This window comes from Dechloromonas hortensis, from assembly GCF_009469765.1.
In the GTDB taxonomy this organism is placed as follows: Bacteria; Pseudomonadota; Gammaproteobacteria; order Burkholderiales; family Rhodocyclaceae; genus Azonexus; species Azonexus hortensis.
This window is the reverse complement of sequence record NZ_SSSQ01000002.1, coordinates 253,005-273,120: the sequence shown is the minus strand read 5'-3', so window position 1 is coordinate 273,120 and position 20,116 is coordinate 253,005. Positions and strand designations below refer to the sequence as shown.

Genomic DNA, 20,116 nt, shown 5'->3' with positions numbered 1-20,116 from the left:
TCACCGGCCATGCCAGTAGCGGCGATGCTCGTCGCGCCAGGCCGAAAGTTCGACCGCTGACGGCTTCAGCAAGACCTGCACGGCACCGTCGCGGTCGGTACGCCAAACCGAACTGCCGGCGGCAGCGTAACGGGCCAGCACCTCGGCTTTCGGATGCCCGAAGCGGCTGCGGTAGCCGACAGGAATCACTACATCCCGCGCGTTGACCGCAGCGATGAAGGCGGCGGTCGAGGAAGTTTTTGACCCGTGATGCGGCACCAGCAGGACATCCGCCGTCAGCTTTTCCGGCGCGCGGGCGAGCAGCGCGGCCTCATCGGGGGCCTCGATATCCGAGGTCAGCAGGGCTCGGCGGTCGCCGGCCTCGATACGCAGCACACAGGAGACATGATTGCTCTTGCCATCGGCCGCATAATTTTCTGCGACCGGGTGCAGCACCTCGAAGGTGACACCGTCCCACACCCAGCGCTGGCCGGCCAGGCAGCGCACGCCGCCATTTTCCGGCAGCGACGAGCGGACTTCATCGACGGTCAGCGCCGCCAGCACCGATGCCATGCCGCCTGAGTGGTCGCTGTCGCGATGCGTCACCATCAGCATATTGACCCGATTGATGCCCAGCGTCCGCAGATAAGGCACGACCACGCGCTGCCCGGCATCCGACTCGGCGCTGTACAAGGGCCCTGGGTCATAGATCAGCGTGTGTTCGCGGGTCCGCACCACACTGGCCAGGCCCTGGCCGACATCGAGCACATCGATCCACGCCTCGCCGGCCGGAGGCCTTTCCTGCGGCCAGAACATCGCGGGCAGCAGCAAAACGAAACCGAGCGAACGCCCGGGCATGCCACGCGGCAACAGACAGAGGGCAACCCCGCCGGCCGCCGCCAGCGCCGCCCACAAGGGCGGTGCCGGCGCCTGCCAGACCGGCCAGGCGGCGCACCATACGAGGAAGGCCATCAACCAGTCGAGCACCGTGTGGGCCAGCCAGAGAATCGGCCACCACGGGATCAGCGCGGCGAGTAGTGCCAGCGGCGTCAGGATGAAACTGATCAGCGGAATCGCCACGGCATTGGCCAGCGGCGAAACCAGCGACAGTTGCTGGAAGAGCAGCAACAGGATCGGTAACGAGGCCAGCGTCGCCGCCCACTGCACGACGCCCCAGGCTCGTAACCGCTGGCGCCAGCCCCGGCCGGCCCCGACCTCGGCCGAACCGACGTAAAGCAAGGCGGCAACGGCGCCGAAGGAGAGCCAGAAACCGGCCGCCAAAACTGCCCACGGATCGAAAATGAGGACGACCAGCAAGGCCAGCGCCAGCGTCCGACTGGGTGCCACGATGCGCCCGGAAAGCATGGCCAGCGCGGCGACCAGCAGCATGTACAGGGTGCGCTGTGCGGGCACCGCGAAGCCGGCCAGCGCAGCGTAGAACAGTGCCGCCAGGCAGGCCGCCAACACGCCTGCTTTTTGCGCCGGCAGGCGCAAGGCCAGCCAAGTCACCCGGCGCCAGCCGACATTGACCAGCCAGCCGAACAGCGCCGCGACCATCGTGACGTGCAAGCCGGAAATGCTTAACGCATGAGTGACGCCGGTTCGATTGAAGGTTGGCCACAAGTCGCCCTGTGGTTCTTTAAAAATGAAAGCTGCGCTGTTAAAAATTAAGTTGCGTTTAAAAATTTAGCGGCGCTGTTCCCGAAACCACGGCATACCGATATTACTCTATTAGCATATACACACGTTGTAGCCCGATGCACCACAATCTTTTTAGCCAGCGCAACTTTCATTTTTAAACCATTTTTCATATGGGACAGCATCGCCAACCCCGCCGTCGCCTTACCAAATTTTCAAGCACGCCTCGCGTGAAACCCAGAGGTTTCCTAAAAAATAGGCAAATCAGGCACTTTTTAAAATTTTACCTGCGCTGAAAAAGTCGACTTTAAAATAAAGTTGCGCTGTCGCTACATGCCCAGAAAACTGCGCACCAGATTCGCTTGAACCGGCTAGTAGACCCCGCCATAGACTGTTGTTGCGCGGCCAGCACCTACTCATAGGTGCGTCACTTTGAGAAGAAGAGGTCTATCTTCTCAAATACATACCAATTTTGAGAAGATAAAGCCTTTCTTCTCATATTTTTATCGCTTTCCGACAATACCGCTGGACGCTGGAGAGCGCGGGGTTCTGTTAGTTTTCAGCCAGTGATTGCTGTCAGCAACAATTAGCCGCCATCGGTAACGCCGTGTGACTTTCCGACGCTGAGTCACTACGCTCGGTATTCTCGAAAATATTGGCAGGAAATTCTGTGCCATTTACCAGGCCGTTTGCGCTCAAACTGACCGATGGTCTGCGGTCGCCATTTCATCATGAGGCATCACAATGGGACAAATTAGCAGAGGGATAGATGCGCTACTCTCCATAGGAGAACAGTTAAGAGCCGATAGCGCTGCTCGTCGACTTACTGACTACACACTTGAAGTCGCCCGAGAGCTGCAAGCGGATTTCCATGTCCGCAATGAGCGGGTAATTTGTAATGTGCGGGGTATTTCCGGAGAAGGTGACAGCTACGTACAAGCTGCTATGGTCGCAATCCTCTCCTACGACTTGGCACAAAATTAAGTGCAACCGCTGCATGATATGTAGTATTTCGGCCCCTCCTCGGGGCCGTTTTCTTTGGCAGGCTCTAGGCTGTTGCTTCAAAGGCTTTGGAGAATACAACTTCTCCATTTGGCAATTTGTCGCTGAAGCTCTTGACCAGAACGTACTCCGGAGGAATCCCTAAATACACCAGCTCAGAACACGGCGCGAAGCCAAATCGAGAGTAATAGGCTGGGTCACCAACCAATACACCCCCCTTGGCTCCTTGCTGCTGGAGTTGAGCCATCCCCTGTTCCATTAAGCAACTTCCAACTCCTTTCCGCTGAAATTCTGGCAATACCGAAAGCGGCCCTATCCCATACCAGCCCTCCTCGCCGCTTGAGACGGTCACCGGAGAGAAGGCGATATGACCAACCAAGGTCTCATCTTCGATTGCAACTAGAGACAAAGCCATGTGCCCAAGCTGACGCAGGGCATCCACGATGAACTGCTCAGTACCGCTTGTGTGTGCAGCCGTCGAAAATGCAAGTCTAGTGACCTCAAATATCTGTCCTGTATCGACTGGCTGTTCGGTTCTAACTACGAAGGTCATTTCATTTTTCCCATAGTGGTCCGTGATACCGCAGCCACCACATCATGGCAACTGCGGTACGGAGGTTATTGATTGTCGAGTTGGGCGCGAACGGCGCGAAGCCCGGTTCTATTGATTAAATAAGGCTGTCCATTCTTGGAGCTGATTAGTCGTTTGCTTTTCAGTCGCCGAAATACAAAAAGGGTACAGTCCGCTAGGACGTAGCCTTCGCGGGTGTAGCAGTCGACTGAGGATATACGGCCTTCTTCATTGCGCCTATGCACAATGCGACCGCCCTTAGCGAGGACATGGAGCGTCCTCTGCTCTGGCTTTGAAATATTCATTTTGGGTAGTGTTCAAGCAATCAAATGCACAACAGGCAGCCACCTCATTGAGGTCGCCACCGGCTCTTGGGCATTGCGATAACTGACAGCCTGATAAACAGGTCTGCGTTATCGGATTGCTACACTCTCCAACATTCAAAGCCTATAGAAGTTGTTCTTCTTGCCAACCATTTGACAAGATGACGTGATAATAACTTGCTGTGACTTGGTAGGCAAACGGCACACCGACATCACCACCATCAGAAGTTTTGGATAGTCTTAGCTCTGTGAAAACATGAGTCAGTTGCCGGCCAGAAGCCGCCGTTCGAGGTGGCCATCCAATTTCGATAGTTTGGGCTTCAGCTGATGCGCCTGAGTGTCAGGTATTCGGCTAGCAGTTGGATGCCCTCACTGCCTAGACTCGGCCACAAGCGACCAGTCAAATCTCGGTTTAACAGCAGCCGTTCAGTTTCCCTAAGAGCATTAAGGCATAATTCAAATCAATATCATTTCGGCAGAGTCTATTTGTATGGGAAGGCACAACATACCGCACCGGAGTTCAAAAATCGGGCGAAACTCCCTCTGTCCATGCGGAAGTCAAAAGAAATACAAATACTGTCATGGCAACCCTGCTGAGGTGCCTGAGCTTACCCCTGGAAGAGTGGATGCCCAAGCAAGGAAATTATCGCCTCCACGTAAGTGCTTAGCGCCGACGTCGATGACAACAGGGTGTGCCGGGGGCACTATTAATGCGCACACCGTTTCGCGTTCTGGAAGCCTAGGGGCAATAGCTCGCAATAGTCATGTCTATTCGTACAAATTATCAGTTGAGGGCCTAAATAAGGCCGGAGGGAAGATTCTTCCAACCTTAATCGGGTGGCGGGAAGCCTCAACATTTCCCGGTTTCTGTTCCACTCACGATAAGGCACTTTTTGCGCCTCTAGAGGATGAGCCCTTTATCGGGTCCGCACAGCAATGTTTCCTTCTCGCATATCGCATCGTCGCGCGAGAGTTATATACAAAACTTGGTTCATCACTTCAAAGTGATTTTCGCGATGCTCTAACTAGCTCAAACGCCCCTCTAAGCGACCTTGTAAGCGCCATGAATCTAGGGGTGGATATTGGGCTACGTGACGCTGAAAGACACAAGGACAGGTATGACTTTGTTCTGGAAAACAGTAACTGGGGCGCTGTTAGAGCGGTCCTATTTAGATTTAATACAATCTTTCCGATTCAATGTGCAGGCGGTTTTTTCCCAGAGAAGGATATCAGAGGAAGAACAATCCAAAATTATGGAATCGGTAGGAAAACCCCAGATGCAATGACACTAGCTTCTTTTGCAGCGGGCGGGAATTCATACATTAGCTTTTGTTGGCTCGAAGACAGCGATGTTAGCTGCAGTGCATATGTTTCCGCTTTACTCGAACAGCCTCAATCCGAGCTTCCAGCTATTCTTGGAGCCATAATATTGCAGGTCAGCGAGAATTGTCACTTCGCTCCCGATTGGTATGACAACCTATCTGCGCAAGGTAAAGAGTGGGTATGTCTTCAAGCTTATGCAGGCCTGCCTCCAATCATGCCCTTGCCTAAAGTAGCTTCTCCAATTGCATACAAAGACTTGCCTTACCTAAGTCCGTTTTCCGTGGAGTCAATAGTTAAGCTACCTTAGTCTGAGTTTTTGTACGTCCACTTGGCCGAAATAGCACGGGCGGCTTTGGGGCGAGAGTACCCAGTGACGACTGGCCGCCTCCAGGAAGCGGAATTTCGCTGGGCGCTTTCCGGCTATGTATTCGAAGCGAGGAGTGCCGCAGGACGACTCTTTTCGGACATAGGCCAGCTGGGAAAGCGGACGCTCAGGAGCGTTAAGGCAACCGGCCTTGCGCGGCATTTTCGCGCCAGTCCGTGTTGATGGAGGGGTTAGCTTGCACGTTTGACGTCCAAATCTATTGTGGCTGATTGCAAGACAACGGAATACGCCTTGTCGGCAGCAGCAAGGCGCCTTGCATAGAAGTCTTCCGGTTTTCCCTCAATTGATTGGTACCAGGCGAGTGCGATTTCGTCTAAGGCTTTTTGCGCTTCATCAGTCAAGAGAACGCCGGCTACGCCACGAGCCTTCGAAATTCGCTTTATTGCCGCAAGACTTTGCGTTCGGTTCTCCTCGATGAATTTTTCGCGGAGCACCAAAATGTCGGACTCCGTTGGAACTGGCTGCTTCTCTTCGTCGGAGAGCTTGAATATCGCTTCTTTCTCGGAATAGAGGCTGTCGAGTAGTTCCATGTAAAGCTCTCGCTTGAGCGTCCACCGTTGTTGGTCAACCCAACTCACACGGGAGATGTCAGTCTTGATTTTTTCGGTTTCTTCCGTTGTCTTCTTGACTTGGGAAAGCAATTCATCAAAGTCCTCCTTTGTGGCCAAGTTCTCCGCCTTGCGCTTGGCATAGGAACCGAAATATGAACCAACGAAGGGGATAACAAATGCGACAAAGTACGCCCACCACGGAAAGGCCAAGCCATCTTTCAGAGCTGTCTCAACAATGGATTTGATTTGTTCGGGCGACATGTCCATGTTTGCAACCTAACAGTTATTCAACGGGCCCAGCGGCCCACATATGCAATGATAGTACCGACCGGCGAAAAGCTGGTATGCCGATAGCAAGAAGGTCTGGCGAATGACTGCTATAGGGCAAATTCTTGAAAGGCCGTTTCTGGCCGGTAGGGTGGCGTCGTCAACGGCCGCTATGTGGTCGTCGGGTTCGATAATCCGGCCTTTGGCTGAGTAGCCGCTATCGGGAAACCTCGACGGCAGCTTTGGGTCGGGACACGCCGGCACACTTTTCAAGTTCGCCGCCCGTTGGCGACCTCTTCTGCAACCGAGTTCCCTCGACCCATAGTGGCAATGCACCAACATGACAAATTGCAACACCTACCGAGGTGGGCGGTGACGTAGTCGAAGGTTGCGCCGGAATTCCTGAAGGTCTTCAGCGAGAAAGCTAGAGAAACGCCGAGCATTTTTTCGCACATCCTCATGTGGCGAATTTCGCTTACGCTCTTCCCAATGGACAATTCCGTTCAAGTACGATTGGTTCATGAACGACACAGCATCACAATTGCATGGACGAATTGCGATGAATGGCAGACCAACTAACACATAAGGCCGCCTTTCTGACGAGCCGTAAATATCCCGTTGGGCCAGCCACAATGCTCGATGAAGCTCGACTCCAATGTATTTCCCGAACAGCGCACCGCCAACCTCCTGGGCTTCTACATCTGTTATCGGAAAAAGGCTGCCAAGATAGCCGCGCGCGCCAGCAAATGTCGTTCGTATACTGAGTTCGTGCCAAGACCAGCACGAGTTATTGACGAAAAGGGGCGCAGCTCCAGGAGCAAAGCCATGAGCAGCGTATAACCAAATTCCGTCGTGTAGCTTAATCGCCATTGAGCCATTGACACGGGGAATCGACTGTTGCGCAGTGATGTAGTCTTTGCGGTCTATTGGTCCCTCCATGGCGCTCCATGTTGTGATGGCTGAACCAACAGGTAACGCAGACTTACCCGCTTTATCGCGCCAGTCAACACCGTCAAGTGAGTGGAAACGATGGTACTCGACGACCATAAACTTGTCGTCAAATGCGTCGTGACCTATACCCAATGCTCGGTCGACGACAAGTTGGCGCTGACGTCCCTCGGCGTCAGGATATTCATAAGTGACTCGTTCTCCAGGCGCATCCCCTGCATGACTGGATATAACGATTACGTCGTGGGGTAACAGGTCCAAGAGAAATTGGACCCGTGTCTGGGTTGCAGCTGGACCGCGAACGACACGCGTCAACGTTCCATTCTTGAGAAGCGCCTGGTTAATGGCTGGAATCTCCGAACCGTCGACTGTCTGTGGGTCGATGAGCAAAGCTGTCCTCGCACTGCGGTCAGGCTTCTGCGACGCCCGTATTCCCTCAATGACTGCACGTCCGAGGTCCGGATAGCGGTACATATGGGTGGTCGCCACTTCGGGCACTGCGACGCCCCAGGGGAAACCAGCAGTAACAAAAAGGACCGATTTGTACCGTGCGAAGTCTATCTGCCCCAGATGAGCGCGAGCACGGTGTTTTAGGTCACTAAACCGACCGGTGAGGTCGCCTCCCTCCCCGAGCGCATATATTTCCTCTATCCAGTCCTCTCGTTCGCCTTCTGCCAGCTCCGAGAACACTGCGTAAGATGCGCCACAGGAGAACGCCAAATTACTAGCTACCACTTCGGCCAGCAAGTTACCCCGTTCGCATGCCACAAGAAGATGAGTTCCAGCCTCGACTACTCCCTCCGACGGCGATATATCCAAGTCTGGCAGGAGTTCCTGGCGCGCAAGGCGAGCTCGGTAGACGCCGACACCGAGATTGTCTGGCCCCCACCGCAAGCTGCCCCTTGGGCTCTTAACAGAGCCGCGTAGCGCTTGAAGGTGTTCGCAGTATTGGTCTGCGACCGTGCAATTTTTCCAGCCAGGACGGATGCCATCGACGGCAGAAGAAGAAAGGCCGCCCATCAATACTTGCCGAGCTTCAGTCAAGGCAAGTGCATTACGGCGGCGCACTACTTCGTTGTCGGCATCCGGTCGAGACATACGCGGGCCGTCCATGACAGGAATGTATCGACCTGGATAAACGAACAAAGCTGAAATTTGCGCCGCGAGCAGTGGGTCGTCTGTAACCAAAGCAGAGTGTTCAAATGACGGAATTGTGAGCATCGCAGTAGGGTTCAAAAATTCGAAATGTCCTCGGAGTTCCTGTGTCAGAAGAGGAGTAGGCAGAACGATAATGACGTTGTTATTTTTTCCGAAGTATGACAGAGCAAGCCATATACATTGATTTTGATATGGCGTCGGTTCCCGTTAATGGCTCCAGAGATTTCTGCATTTGTGACGTCCTTCGTCTCGAAAAGTCGGACATGTGGGCAGAAAAAATCTGTGGCGAGGCAGTTTAGTCGTCAACGGGTCGCCGAAAACCGGCCATCGAACTGGCTCAGAGTACGTTTTGCCGATTGAAAATAGATAACTAACTCGACCGGCAGCTTCTGGCCGGTTGTCTGAGGTCGGCAACGTCAGCTTCGGAGAAGTCCTGTTCGCTGAAGCAGATTTTGGCTGACAGGCCACTTTCGGGAAACCGCTATGGCCGTTTTGGGTCGGTACCCGCCCTATACCCGACCCAAACTGGGCCAAGGATTCAAGCATGCACCAGTGCCTCTTCTGGTTCCTGAATCACATGCTCTTCGACCGGCTCGGTTAGCAAAACCATTGAGCACTCGGGGCAGACGAGGCTTAGGTGCCCGTCGACAGTGGCTTGCTCCAGCTCAGCACTGGAAAGTGGGCTGTGGCAGCCAGGGCAGACGATACGAATCATGGTGTGCTCCTTCATTGAATACTGTAATTTTATACAGCAAACAGGAAGAAGCAATACTGTATGCCCACAAGACATCACTGGCCAAATCAAAGTTAGGCAGGCAAGGTACCTAAACGCTGATGACCTATTGAGCGACCTTGTTAATGAGGGCTGCCGCGTCTAGGGGCTCTGGGAAGGTGAATTACTAAGCGGAGCTAAAGAGATACGAGAATGCCTTGCATGCAAACCGATTCCTAAGAAAAATAACCGTATGCCAACCATCCAAGCAACTTTTAAAGCATCGCTTTTTTCCCTCCTCTTTGTCATTTCAGAAATTGCCCTTTCTGAAACTTACGGTGCCAGCGTTGTCGGTGTCTCTGATGGCGACACCATAACCGTTCTGGATAGTTCAAATACTCAACACAAAGTTCGCTTAGCTGGAATTGACGCTCCTGAAAAGTCCCAAGCATTTGGCCAGCGCGCTAGAGATGGTTTAAGTGCCTTGGTCTTTGGGAAACCAGTGGTTGTCGACTCCAACAAGCGTGACCGGTACGGCCGCGAAATAGGCAAAGTCATTGTTGGTGGTCAGGATGCCAACTTGTCACAGGTTCGCATGGGACTAGCGTGGCACTACAAGGCATACGAAAAAGAGCAATCGACTACTGACCGCGCAGCATATGCCCAGGCTGAAATTGCAGCACGCAGTCGCCGTGCAGGTCTCTGGCAAGAGTCGAAGCCCACCCCTCCCTGGGACTTCAGGCATGGCAGCAGGGACGACGCATCCCTAAGAAATCGCATGCATTCAGGAGGAAGCTGCGCCTGTGGCAGCGGGCTCACTTGCACCGGCCCTAAAGGTGGAATCTATTGCATGACTGTGGGCGGCGCAAAGAAATACCAATAAAGCTGCGCCACTCCATCCGCCACGCAACAATTGGACTGTCGTTTGATTACCGACGAGTCTCCACTTGAAGAAGTAGTTCTCCACCATCAAGCGCGCACGGCCAGACTGAGGTTTCAAGAAAACCCATAAGTCGTAAGAAAGTATTTTTGTCATAATGCATGGACAAGCCTGTCTTGGAACATTGGGGCTCGAACTAAGGGAGCGAGAATGGCAGCCAAAAGCCAATATGAAGCGCCAAGATGGCAGCGTGACCTTCTGCGGTTTTTACCGCTTAAGAGTCAGTTTGTGCTCTCAGGCAATGTACGCGATTTACAAGCAGCAGAAGTCGCGCCAGGGGTAGTTACTGCACAGTCGTTGCAGCAATGCCTAGCTTCGACATTCCGCAGTTTCGGCTATGGTCATACTTTCCTGTATGAGCCTATTAACGGCTTTAGTTGCCTAGGGGGCATTGGCGAAAGCACTACCCCCTCTGAAGAATTGCTTAAGCAGGTGGGGCTAATCCTCACCAATGGGCGTGCAGCAGGCGGCACAGACGCACTATCTTCATTCATTGAGCAGTTCGTTGAATTGCAGGATGCTCCTTCCGTTTTGGTCATCGACTTTGCCGCGAGGCTCGTGACACGTCCATCTGACCTTACTCCTGCAGAACATTTACTTTTCACCCGCGCGCTTATGCTTTCTCACAAGGCGCGCAACCGCCCGGCAGGCCCAAATGGAAAGCCATTCTTTAATTCCATCGTATGGGTGGTCGAAAAGGAAAGTGACCTTCCTGACTGGCTTGTTGTGGGCAATCCACGAATTCGACACATTCCTATATCCCGACCGGATGGCCCAGCCCGCCGTGCCCTAGCCTCTGCATTACTTCGACCGCTTCAAGGAGCTTCGGGGGCTACTCAGGAGGTTCTCGACAAAGCAGAAGACGCGTTTGTCGATGGCACGGAAGGGCTTCTCCTCCTAGATATGAATGCCATCGCGCTTTTAGCTCGAGTCGAGGGAGTTTCCCTCGATAAGGTTGCAGATGCAGTTAGGCGATACAAAGTAGGGGTCACCGAAGACCCTTGGCTAAAAATCGACCGCGACAAGATACGCAATGCCGAATCCGTTGTCCGTCAGCGGGTCAAGGGTCAGCAGGAGGCCGTAGTTCACATGCTCGACATGGTCAAACGTGCAATGACGGGTGTTGGCGGCAATAGACGAGGAGGTCGCCCTAGGGGCGTAGCTTTTCTGGCGGGCCCCACAGGCGTTGGCAAGACAGAGCTCGCCAAGACCATTACCAGCCTGCTGTTCGGAGACGAAAGTGCATATATCCGGTTCGACATGTCGGAATTCAGCGCAGAGCACTCCGACCAACGACTAATTGGTGCGCCTCCCGGATATGTAGGCTATGACGCCGGCGGCGAACTTACAAACGCCATTCGGGAGAAACCTTTTAGCGTGGTTCTTTTCGACGAAATCGAAAAAGCCCATCCAAGGGTGTTGGACAAGTTCCTGCAAATCCTGGATGACGGAGTTTTAACGTCAGGCCGAGGGGACCGCGTTTACTTTTCTGAAGCTCTCATTGTCTTTACCTCGAACTTGGGGATTTACAAGACCAATGAAGCGGGGTCGCGGGTACTCAATGTCTCATCCACGGAACCCTACAACATTGTCAAGGAGCGGGTTGAGTCGGAAATCGACCGGCATTTCAAATTCGTACTAAATCGCCCTGAAATTCTGAACCGAATTGGGGAAAACATTATTGTTTTTGACTTTATTCGTGAGGAAATCGCAGTAGAGATTTTCGAGCAGATGGTCACGGGCGTATTGGCCGACCTTGGCCAACAAGGCATAAACATCACAATTTCAGCATCAGCAAAGGAAAGCCTTCGTATGCTCTGTCTATGTGATTTATCTAATGGCGGCCGAGGGATTCGCAACCAAGTAGAAGCCCACTTGCTCAATCCCCTCGCACGCTCGTTGTTTGACCTGGATGCAGTGCCTGGCGACGGATTTGTAGTGGTAGGACTTGAGCCAGGAAAACTGATGCTCACCAAGCAATAACGATGCAGTTGGCTATCTCACGTATCCACTACCCAGTGACAACGCTTGGACCGGGACGACGGGTGGGAATCTGGTTCCAAGGGTGCTCCATCCGTTGCCCAGGATGTATATCGACCGACACCTGGCGAACTGCGCAAGGTGAGGTCACCGCTGAAGAGTTGGTTGAGAACATTAGACCCTGGCTGGCTGAATGCGACGGGGTAACCATCTCAGGAGGCGAGCCATTTGACCAACCTCTTGGCTTGGCATCGCTCCTTCAGACACTCAGAGACAAGTTCGACACCAATATACTGGTGTTTTCAGGCTATCCGTTCGAGACCTTGCTTGAGAACCAGCGGTCTTGGCACGGCATGATTGACGCCTTGGTAACCGACCCTTTCTTAGAATCCGCTCCGCAATCGAAAACCTTGCGTGGTAGCGACAACCAGCGTTTGCACTGCCTCACGACACTGGGAGAAGCCCTGTTCTCCAGCTACGAACATCGCTCCATGGATGCTAACAAACAGCTAGACGTCATGTTCGATGAGGATGGGACTGTTTGGCTAGCCGGAATACCAACCCGAGGCGATATGGCCAAGCTCCGCACATTGCTACTTGAGGACGGACACTCGGCCTACACAACCGAAGCTCCCATATCGCTATGCAAAACAACACATTGATTCGGTACTGCCCCCACTGTCACACTGAACGCTCGTTGCACGAGCTGTTCTGTGAAGGCGATGTCGGTACAGAGAGGTGCAACTGGAGCTTGGTGGCGGAGCCAATTCGCCCCGCCGGTTGGCGACCTGCTCAAGTGGTGCCCATCGAGTCCCCCTCTCTTTCCACACTACCTCCAACTAGCTCAGGTCTTCTATGTGCCAATGGGCACACCATGGAAGATGGTGACTTAATGTGCTCGGCATGTGGCGCCGATGCTGCAACTGCCCCACCCTGTGAAGCTCCAGTAGAACCACCACCTTCTTCCGGGGATAAAACGGTGATTGCTGGGTGGCACGTACTCCGTCAAATCAGTAGCGCCGATGGACTACGCGAGCGCTACCTGGTCGAAGAGGAGGCATCAGACCGCCGCGGTGTGCTGACGCTTTACTGCCATGGGGCTGAACCCGATGCGACTGTTTATGACGCCCTGAAACGTATATCCAGAGAGCACGTCGCCGAAATATACGCAACAGGACGCTGGAACGAGCGGGCCTTTGAGGTCACCGAAGAACTGACAGGTGGAAGTTTGGCAGACCTCGGAATCGTGGTTCACGACACCGCAGCCATTCGTCGCATTGTTTATGAACTGGGTCGTGCGCTGGATGCTCTCGCCGAAGTCGGGCTGCGGCATCGTGACTTACGCCCTGGCACTCTACTTGTTCGCAACAAAGACCCTTTAGACTTGGTCATCAGCAGCTTCGGCTCTGCTCGCCTATCCGTATCTGACCTAGACATCGTTGCGCCGCTGGAAATCACCCGTTACACGGCACCAGAGGCTGTAGCTGGCGGCGTTGCCGCTGCATCAGACTGGTGGAGCCTTGGTATTGTCCTTCTGGAACAAATTACTGGGGGGGCCTGCTTTGAAGGGGTCAATCAACAAGCCTTCCTAATTCATGTGCTGGCAAGTGGCGTTCCCTTGCCAAATGACCTCCCCCCAGAGCTGACACTTTTGTTCCGAGGCCTGCTGGCCCGGGACCGTGTGCATCGCTGGCATTGGAATGACGTGCAAGCCTGGCTAGAGGGCAAGTCACCAGAAGCCCCTTTTTGGCCAAGTTCTACCCCTGGCATCGAGCAAGGCCCATCAATCACTCTAGGTGGGATGCCCTTCTACACCCCTCAAAACTATGCTCTGGCAGCCGCTGAGGGCAGTCATTGGGACGAGGCTCGGGAACAGCTCACAAAGGGGAGCCTGACCACATGGGCTCAAGACGCCAACTTTACATCTCAGCTTCTCGCCGGATTGCGGCGCATCGTGAGGCACGAATCCTTAGATGAGGATTTCCGCCTTCTTGTTGCGCTGAAAATTCTCAATTCTGAAATGCCGCCGATTTTCCGCGGCAATATCGTTTCACCGAAGTGGCTCTTAACGGAGCCAATTGAGGGTTATGAACTCATCACCGGGCCAGTTCCAGAGATGCTGGAGCAGCTGGGCACTGACAACTGGCTCCTCAAGCTAAAACAGCGAGGTGAAGTCGTACGACACCGTGCCCAGTCCCTCTCCATTGACCTTGATGAAGATACCCTTCGTATCAACCTTCTGAGCACCTCAAGAGCTCGACTGGCCGTCGAGTGGGACGAACGTCGTAAGCTACTACCCGACACTGAACATCATGGATTGCTATCGCTGATTGAGCGACGCACTGTCACCGAAGAAGACCTTATCGTCCTACTGAGTGCTGCTATTAGCCAATTCAGGTCCTGTGACGCTATTGTCGAAGAAGCCAGGGCCCTGGCGAGCTTGCATGGCGTCCATCAGTTTGATGAGGCGGCAGCGCGGGATACCGTCAAATGGCCACGTGGCGAGATTCTGCAGCTCGTCGCAGAACGAATTGAAGGATTTGCCAGTTGCAGTAACGCCGAGCTTAATAAGTGGGCTGACGAGTTCAGGCTCGAGAAACGAATGCCCCTGGCGAAAGCCTTGGCCCTACTCTCAGTACCAAAGGAACAATGGCAGGAGCCCCAGAAGCAGCAGTACATCTCGCAGATTCTTGAGTTCTTTGAGAAGAAGGTTGTCTCAGCCGTCTTACGAGGCCCCTTGGTCCGAATGACAATTGGAAAGAGCACCCCTCGTGTGGACCTCACAGAACTTGGAACACCTAGAGTTGAGGCTTCTGGCGTCCTAAACCACATTCTGCAGCGCAATACTCAAACGGTCCCTCTGGACCCAACAGCTCTTAACCGTCCTGAAGGCACTACCAGGGTTCGCTTGCAAAGTCTGGAGAGGCATACCCAGCTCTATAAGCGAGACACTGGTATCGACGGGTTGTATCTTGGCTTTCCTTTCTTACTGGCCAAGGATGGAAAAAACAACACCGCAACCCGCATCGCACCTTTGCTGCTCTGGCCGGTACGCCTCCATCACGAAGTCGGGACCATAGGCAATGTGACCGTTGCATTCGACGGCGAGCGCGAAGAAGTTCGACTGAATCCTGCTCTGGACGCGATTCTCGGCCCAGAAACAACAAAGATTTGGCGAAAGACGGCTGAAGAGTTGCTTGGTCGTTCTGCCCTCACCCCAGCCGATGTCATCGATGAGTTCGGTACCTTGGCGACGCCGCGGTCTCGCAAGCTAATTTCGTTGCCAGGACCAAAGACCTCGATTCCCGCTAACACGGTTGAGTTGGAATGTTCTGCCGTTCTCTTCCACATGACCTTCATGGGTCAGGCAATCGGGGAAGACATTCGGCTTCTGAAAGGACTTCCACCGGCAGGAACAGGACTTGAGACTGCGCTGAGACTAAACAGCAACCCCATTGAGTCCGAAACGAGCACAAAACCTCGTGAAATTGAGCGCTACTTCACAGTCAACAGCGACCCTTCCCAAGAAGAAGCGGTACTTCTCGCACGAAAGAGTCCTGGCTTACTAATTGAAGGCCCTCCCGGAACTGGCAAGAGTCAAACCATCGTAAACATGGTGAGTGATGCCATCGGTCAAAAGCGAAGCCTACTCATCGTCTGCCAAAAACACGCAGCCCTCGAGGTGGTTCACAAGCGGCTAGTTGCCGAAGGGTTAGGCAACCGTATCGTCATCGTTAACGACGTTAATCGTGACAGACTGCCAATCATTCGTTCAGTGCGGGAACAACTTGAAGAATATTTCCGACTTAATGGGGACCCCGCAAACCAGGTAAGGCGCAATCGGGAAGTAGTGGCAGCTAGGATTGAATCACTAGAGGGCGCTCTCGATAAACATCACGAGGCTCTCCACAGGGTCGACAACCGAATCGGACTGAGCTACCGCGTCCTTCTCGGTGAGCTCATCAAGCTTGAGGCTCCACGAACTCCCCTAGATGTACCCTCCCTTCGTCCAATCCTAGTAAAGCTCAACGTCGGCGAACTTGCATCTCTTGAGGAAGAGCTGGCTCCATTAGCACGTTACTGGCTGCCAGCCCGATTTGAAGGTAGCGCACTTAATAATTTGGTGCCCTTCACTCCAGACCAAGCCACGATTTCTGATTTCTCAAAATCCTTCGAGGCTTTTTCCAAGGCAGAAGCACTGCGTGCTGTCGTGATAACCACGCGCCAAGCCAGCTTTGAGGTGGATGACCCTACCCCTCACCGAACTTGGCTCGGAGCTTACGGTAACGAGGTTCTCGGGCTTTCAGACCATCAAAGAGTCCTGCTCGCTCGGTGGCTGCCACTCTTCAGGTCCACGGATGGGTCTGCATTCGCTGGCGACAAACTTATTGCCGAATTGACTCAAATCCGCGACGCTCTAAGCACTTGCCGCGAAGCTGACTACGACAGCAGTATGTCGCCGTCGTTAAGTAGAGTCCCGGTAGAAAAGCTGCAAGAAGCGCTGACCTTGGCAAACGAGGCTCTCGTTCCTACAAGCTTTTTCGGCAAGTTGAATCCTTTCCGAGCCATACGCAAGCGTAAGTTGGTCCAGTTCCTAATCAGTCTCAGCGACAGAGGGACGCCTGAGCGCTTCGCGGCCTTAGTTGCCTCAGCATCACTGGAACTGCGCTGGCGCCCGCTTCGTGCGGAGCTTGAGGAGATTCATCGCAAGCTTCACCTACCAGACTTAGAGGCGGGCTCAGGTCCAACATTGCTAAAAACGGCTTCGGTCTCTTTGGGCTTGCTCCAGCAGACCGCAACCTATGCCTCACATCTAAGCTCTGCACCATGGCAAGAAAGGATGGATACAGCTGCCCTCGCTGGAAGCCGGGATGTCGTTATGCGGCTCTTTGCTGAGTTCGATGCCGCATTCGCACGCTGTGAAGCTAGGCTTGATAGTGTGAAGGCACTCAAGCAACTAGAGAGTTGGATTACACCAGAATGGTTTGTCGCCTGCAGCACAGCGATTGCAAAAAATCAGGCAAACGCCCCTCTCATTCATCCAATCGAAGCAGCCTTACCTTCGCTATCAGCATATCAATACTTCAGAGGAAGGGCTCAACATCTCAGCGAACTAGCGGCGACTGTGTTCATTTCACTGCGCAGCAAAGAAGCCAATCTTGATGCAATCTCAACAGGAAAACTCGAAAACGAAGTTCGCCGGATTCTCAACCGTGAAGCTCGACTGGGCTGGAAACACTCTCTGCAGCAGTCAGTTCCGGAACTCACATTAGAACGAACCGAACTTGAATCGAAAATTAATACACTGGAAAAACTGGATGTAGAGATGCGCCTGCTGAACCGTGAGTTGCTTAAGAACGACTTTGACACTCAGGCCATTCGGCCACGTCGTGAATGGGAAGACATAACACGTCTGTCAGGGCAACGAAGCAGAAGGTTGCGCGAGTTCATTGATTTGGGCGGCAATCTTGGCCTGATGAAATTGAGGCCCGTCTGGCTAATGAACCCTGACGTGGCAAGCCGCGTTTTGCCCTTGAAGGCTGCAATGTTCGACACAGTCATCTACGACGAAGCCTCCCAGATGCCCGTGGAGTTTGCATTGCCATCCCTCTTTAGAGCCAAGGTTACCGTTGTAAGCGGTGACGAAAAGCAGATGCCCCCGACCGCCTTCTTTACCAGCAAGCTTGAGAGCGATGAGGCAAATATTTTCGATGGCGAGATGCCGAATGAAGATGCAACCGATGAAGAGCGAGACAGTTTTGATGAAACCTGGAACCGGCGTGAGATAAAAGATTGCCCAGACCTGCTTCAGTTGGCTCGAACATGCATGCCAAACACAAGACTCAAGATTCACTACCGCTCTGCTTTCCGCGAACTCATTGGCTACTCTAATGCGGCCTTTTACGGAAATGATTTGAGCGTCCCTGTAAGGCATCCTGACTCGGTTGTACTCAGCTCCAAACCCATCGAAATGATTCGTGTCGATGGCATTTACCAAGAGCAGACCAACCCTATCGAGGCAGCAAAGGTCGTCGAAATCTTGGCTGAACTATGGGAACTGGACTACGACAAGCGGCCGTCCGTCGGGGTCGTGACGTTTAACCGCAAGCAGGCTGACCTCATTGAGGAGGCCCTAGAACTTCGCGCCCAGAACGACTTTGCATTCCGTGAAGCCTATCGCCTTGAGAGTGAACGCCATGAGGATGGCGAGGACATGGGGGTTTTCGTCAAAAACGTTGAGAACGTGCAGGGGGACGAACGGGACATCATCATCTTCTCGTCGACCTTTGGTCGCAACAAACAGGGCTCCTTCATACGAAACTTCGGGGTATTGGGCCAAAAAGGGGGGGAGCGACGACTTAACGTTGCGGTAACCCGTTCAAGGAAGAAGGTCATCATGGTTACATCGATGCCGATTGCCGAAATCTCCGACTTGCTGACTACGCGGCATCCACCTTCAACTCCCCGGGACTTCTTACAGGGCTACATGGAGTACGCGCGTGCTATTTCCTCGGGTGAGTTGAGCTTCGCCAATACCTTGCTGTCTCGGATGACCGTTTTGCGTGAGACCAGCACCTCCGCCCTGATGAAGCGTGCAGATGACGGCTTCTACCACTCAGTCGGTGAGTACATTCATACCCTCGGACATAAGGTAAAGGTCACAGAAGAGGGAGACGCATTTGCCGTCGATTACGCTATTGAGCATCCTGAAACAGGACTGTTTGCGTTAGGCATCGAATGTGACGCCCCGCGACATCCGTTGCTTGGATTCGCTCGAGCACGTGAAGTTTGGCGCACCAAGGTGCTCAACCGGGCAATCCCTGTCATCCATAGAGTATCTTCTCAAGATTGGTATCAAGACCCCGAACAAGAGCGTCGGCGGCTGCTCGATGCTGTTTCGAGAGCAATCAATATGGAAACTGCAACATGAGTGGTCCAAAAGTCGTTCGTGTCATCACAAGGGAAGAACGTGTCAGCCAATGCCTGGTCGTGCTGGCAAGACTCGACCAAGCTTTGGCTATCTGGCAAGAAAGTTGTCAGCGAATGGAACAACCCACGAAAGGCGACCAAGAGAAGGCTCTTGCTCGACGCAATGAGTTGGAGTCCATGTTCCGCTCAGACCAGTTCGACGCTTTCATGAGCGCGGCCAATGGCGAGGTTTCATTTCTGGAAAGCGACCTAACCAGAAGACAAGCTGACTTTGTAGATGCTAAAGCTAGGGAAGCATCACGCCACGAATCTGGTTTGCATACAGCTCGAACGCTACTTTCTGCATTGAAGAACAACAAGGCACAGGCAGACATGAGGCTTTTTGAGGCTCTTGAGCAGGCGGCCTCTGGCAAGTTGGGTAGAGAGGAAGTCGACAAGTTGCTTGCCCAGTGTTTCAAGTCGCTTTCCCCTGCACAGGAGACCGTGCTGAGTCCTGAACAACGGGAGCTAGCCAATCGACTGAAACCAGGAATCGCTGCTGCCCCCCTTGAGCAATGGAAGGCACCGAGCGCGAAACCAGACCTTAGGTCTGAAGCAATTGCCCGCGGCCTTGCTGAGTTGTCACTTAATGCTCCACTAAGCTTAGTCGAGGAATTTGGAACGCGTCTTGACTCAGCACGCGGTATTCCAGATACGGGGCAACGCAACCTGCGGCTCGACAGCCTCATTATCGAAATCAATGAAGCTCGCCTCCGGGCAATTCGCTCTAGTGCTCTGGTCTCCAATATCAAGCTGCTCGAAGCTGAGCTAAGGGCCTTCGGTAAAGATGCTGAGGGGCTCAAGCGTGAACTGCAAGCAGCTTTGGGCGCGAACAATCCTGAACAGATGGAGGCAGCACTTCATGCTACACGTACTGGCCTATCAGCCTTGCAGAAGCAGAAAGCTGCGGCAGAGCGCCGACACGTGGTACTACAGGGGCTGGCCAAGCTGGGATATGCGGTCAATGAAGGGATGGCGACTGCACTCACGAATGCCGGTCGAGTCGTTGTGCAGAAGCCTGACTTCCCAGGATATGGAATTGAGCTACTTGGAGGAGCGGAATCTGAGCGCCTCCAAGTTCGCACCGTAGCACTAGCCTCAGCACGTGACACGACCCGTGATACTGATGCTGAACAACGCTGGTGTTCTGACTTCACGAAGTTGAGAGCGGACTTAGGTACTTCAGGTACTCAAATAACCATTGAGCAAGCGAGAGCTGTGGGAGAGGTACCTTTAAAGATTGTTGAGCTTGCTACTCATTCAAATGCAGCAGGCATTGGAAAACAAAATCTCCAAAAAGCCACATGAATTGCAGTTTTTACTGCATCCATTACACAAATTAATAGTAGCTGGTAGTTCACATTAACGGT

The 20,116-nt window shown here is 53.4% G+C and carries 12 protein-coding genes and 1 pseudogene; 7 read left to right on the top strand and 6 right to left on the bottom strand.

Going from position 1 to position 20,116, the window contains the following annotated elements; translation table 11 throughout:
* The 3 genes from GH663_RS04550 to GH663_RS04540 all read right to left on the bottom strand — a co-directional run bounded on the left by GH663_RS04550 (window position 1) and on the right by GH663_RS04540 (window position 3,495).
* Complete coding sequence (locus GH663_RS04550; RefSeq protein WP_281349777.1) at window positions 1-1,602, bottom strand: DNA internalization-related competence protein ComEC/Rec2; 1,602 nt, start codon at window positions 1,600-1,602, stop codon at window positions 1-3.
* 1,063 nt (window positions 1,603-2,665) lie between these two features.
* Window positions 2,666-3,172, bottom strand: a complete 507-nt coding sequence (locus tag GH663_RS04545; protein ID WP_153130497.1) for a GNAT family N-acetyltransferase — start codon at window positions 3,170-3,172, stop codon at window positions 2,666-2,668.
* A 65-nt stretch (window positions 3,173-3,237) separates the two neighbouring features.
* A complete protein-coding gene (locus tag GH663_RS04540) occupies window positions 3,238-3,495 on the bottom strand; it encodes a YjhX family toxin (protein ID WP_153130496.1) in 258 nt (85 codons plus the stop codon).
* 508 nt (window positions 3,496-4,003) lie between these two features.
* Between GH663_RS04540 and GH663_RS21435 the strand changes: the two are divergent.
* Together GH663_RS21435 and GH663_RS21145 are read left to right on the top strand one after the other, a co-directional pair.
* Window positions 4,004-4,099, top strand: a pseudogene (locus GH663_RS21435) (SEC-C metal-binding domain-containing protein); the annotation flags it as partial.
* 477 nt (window positions 4,100-4,576) lie between these two features.
* Window positions 4,577-5,143: a hypothetical protein gene (locus GH663_RS21145; RefSeq protein WP_246181496.1), complete on the top strand. Its 567-nt coding sequence runs from the start codon at window positions 4,577-4,579 to the stop codon at window positions 5,141-5,143.
* 248 nt (window positions 5,144-5,391) lie between these two features.
* On the opposite strand, the gene GH663_RS04530 is transcribed toward GH663_RS21145, so the two are convergent.
* From GH663_RS04530 to GH663_RS04520, 3 genes are all read right to left on the bottom strand, one after another.
* A complete protein-coding gene (locus tag GH663_RS04530) occupies window positions 5,392-6,039 on the bottom strand; it encodes a hypothetical protein (RefSeq protein WP_153130494.1) in 648 nt (215 codons plus the stop codon).
* Between the two features lie 357 nt (window positions 6,040-6,396).
* The gene (locus GH663_RS04525) at window positions 6,397-8,208 is read right to left on the bottom strand and encodes a hypothetical protein (RefSeq protein ID WP_153130493.1); all 1,812 of its coding nucleotides are present in this window, start codon (window positions 8,206-8,208) and stop codon (window positions 6,397-6,399) included.
* 475 nt (window positions 8,209-8,683) lie between these two features.
* Window positions 8,684-8,860, bottom strand: a complete 177-nt coding sequence (locus GH663_RS04520; protein ID WP_153130492.1) for a hypothetical protein — start codon at window positions 8,858-8,860, stop codon at window positions 8,684-8,686.
* Between the two features lie 250 nt (window positions 8,861-9,110).
* Here GH663_RS04520 and GH663_RS04515 point away from each other — a divergent pair, with 250 nt between their 5' ends.
* The 5 genes from GH663_RS04515 (at window position 9,111) to GH663_RS04495 (ending at window position 20,054) form a co-directional block, all read left to right on the top strand.
* Complete coding sequence (locus GH663_RS04515; RefSeq protein WP_153130491.1) at window positions 9,111-9,740, top strand: thermonuclease family protein; 630 nt, start codon at window positions 9,111-9,113, stop codon at window positions 9,738-9,740.
* A gap of 207 nt (window positions 9,741-9,947) precedes the next feature.
* Window positions 9,948-11,780: an AAA family ATPase gene (locus GH663_RS04510; protein ID WP_153130490.1), complete on the top strand. Its 1,833-nt coding sequence runs from the start codon at window positions 9,948-9,950 to the stop codon at window positions 11,778-11,780.
* Between the two features lie 2 nt (window positions 11,781-11,782).
* Complete coding sequence (locus tag GH663_RS04505) at window positions 11,783-12,439, top strand: 4Fe-4S single cluster domain-containing protein (protein ID WP_153130489.1); 657 nt, start codon at window positions 11,783-11,785, stop codon at window positions 12,437-12,439.
* A 212-nt stretch (window positions 12,440-12,651) separates the two neighbouring features.
* Window positions 12,652-18,708 carry an AAA domain-containing protein gene (locus GH663_RS04500; protein ID WP_246181495.1) on the top strand — a complete coding sequence of 2,019 codons (6,057 nt, stop codon included), beginning with the start codon at window positions 12,652-12,654 and terminating at the stop codon, window positions 18,706-18,708.
* Window positions 18,705-20,054, top strand: a complete 1,350-nt coding sequence (locus GH663_RS04495) for a hypothetical protein (RefSeq protein WP_153130488.1) — start codon at window positions 18,705-18,707, stop codon at window positions 20,052-20,054. The genes GH663_RS04500 and GH663_RS04495 overlap by 4 nt, the downstream gene beginning before the upstream one ends.
* Window positions 20,055-20,116 lie beyond the last annotated feature (62 nt).

Coding starts and splice junctions, on each gene's coding strand:
- GH663_RS21145 (WP_246181496.1), top strand. CDS start 4,577: ATGAATCTAGGGGTGGATATTGGGCTACGTGACGCTGAAAGACACAAG.
- GH663_RS04500 (WP_246181495.1), top strand. CDS start 12,652: ATGGAAGATGGTGACTTAATGTGCTCGGCATGTGGCGCCGATGCTGCA.
- GH663_RS04530 (WP_153130494.1), bottom strand. CDS start 6,039: ATGGACATGTCGCCCGAACAAATCAAATCCATTGTTGAGACAGCTCTG.
- GH663_RS04545 (WP_153130497.1), bottom strand. CDS start 3,172: ATGACCTTCGTAGTTAGAACCGAACAGCCAGTCGATACAGGACAGATA.
- GH663_RS04520 (WP_153130492.1), bottom strand. CDS start 8,860: ATGATTCGTATCGTCTGCCCTGGCTGCCACAGCCCACTTTCCAGTGCT.
- GH663_RS04515 (WP_153130491.1), top strand. CDS start 9,111: ATGCCAACCATCCAAGCAACTTTTAAAGCATCGCTTTTTTCCCTCCTC.
- GH663_RS04540 (WP_153130496.1), bottom strand. CDS start 3,495: ATGAATATTTCAAAGCCAGAGCAGAGGACGCTCCATGTCCTCGCTAAG.
- GH663_RS04525 (WP_153130493.1), bottom strand. CDS start 8,208: ATGCTCACAATTCCGTCATTTGAACACTCTGCTTTGGTTACAGACGAC.
- GH663_RS04510 (WP_153130490.1), top strand. CDS start 9,948: ATGGCAGCCAAAAGCCAATATGAAGCGCCAAGATGGCAGCGTGACCTT.
- GH663_RS04495 (WP_153130488.1), top strand. CDS start 18,705: ATGAGTGGTCCAAAAGTCGTTCGTGTCATCACAAGGGAAGAACGTGTC.
- GH663_RS04505 (WP_153130489.1), top strand. CDS start 11,783: ATGCAGTTGGCTATCTCACGTATCCACTACCCAGTGACAACGCTTGGA.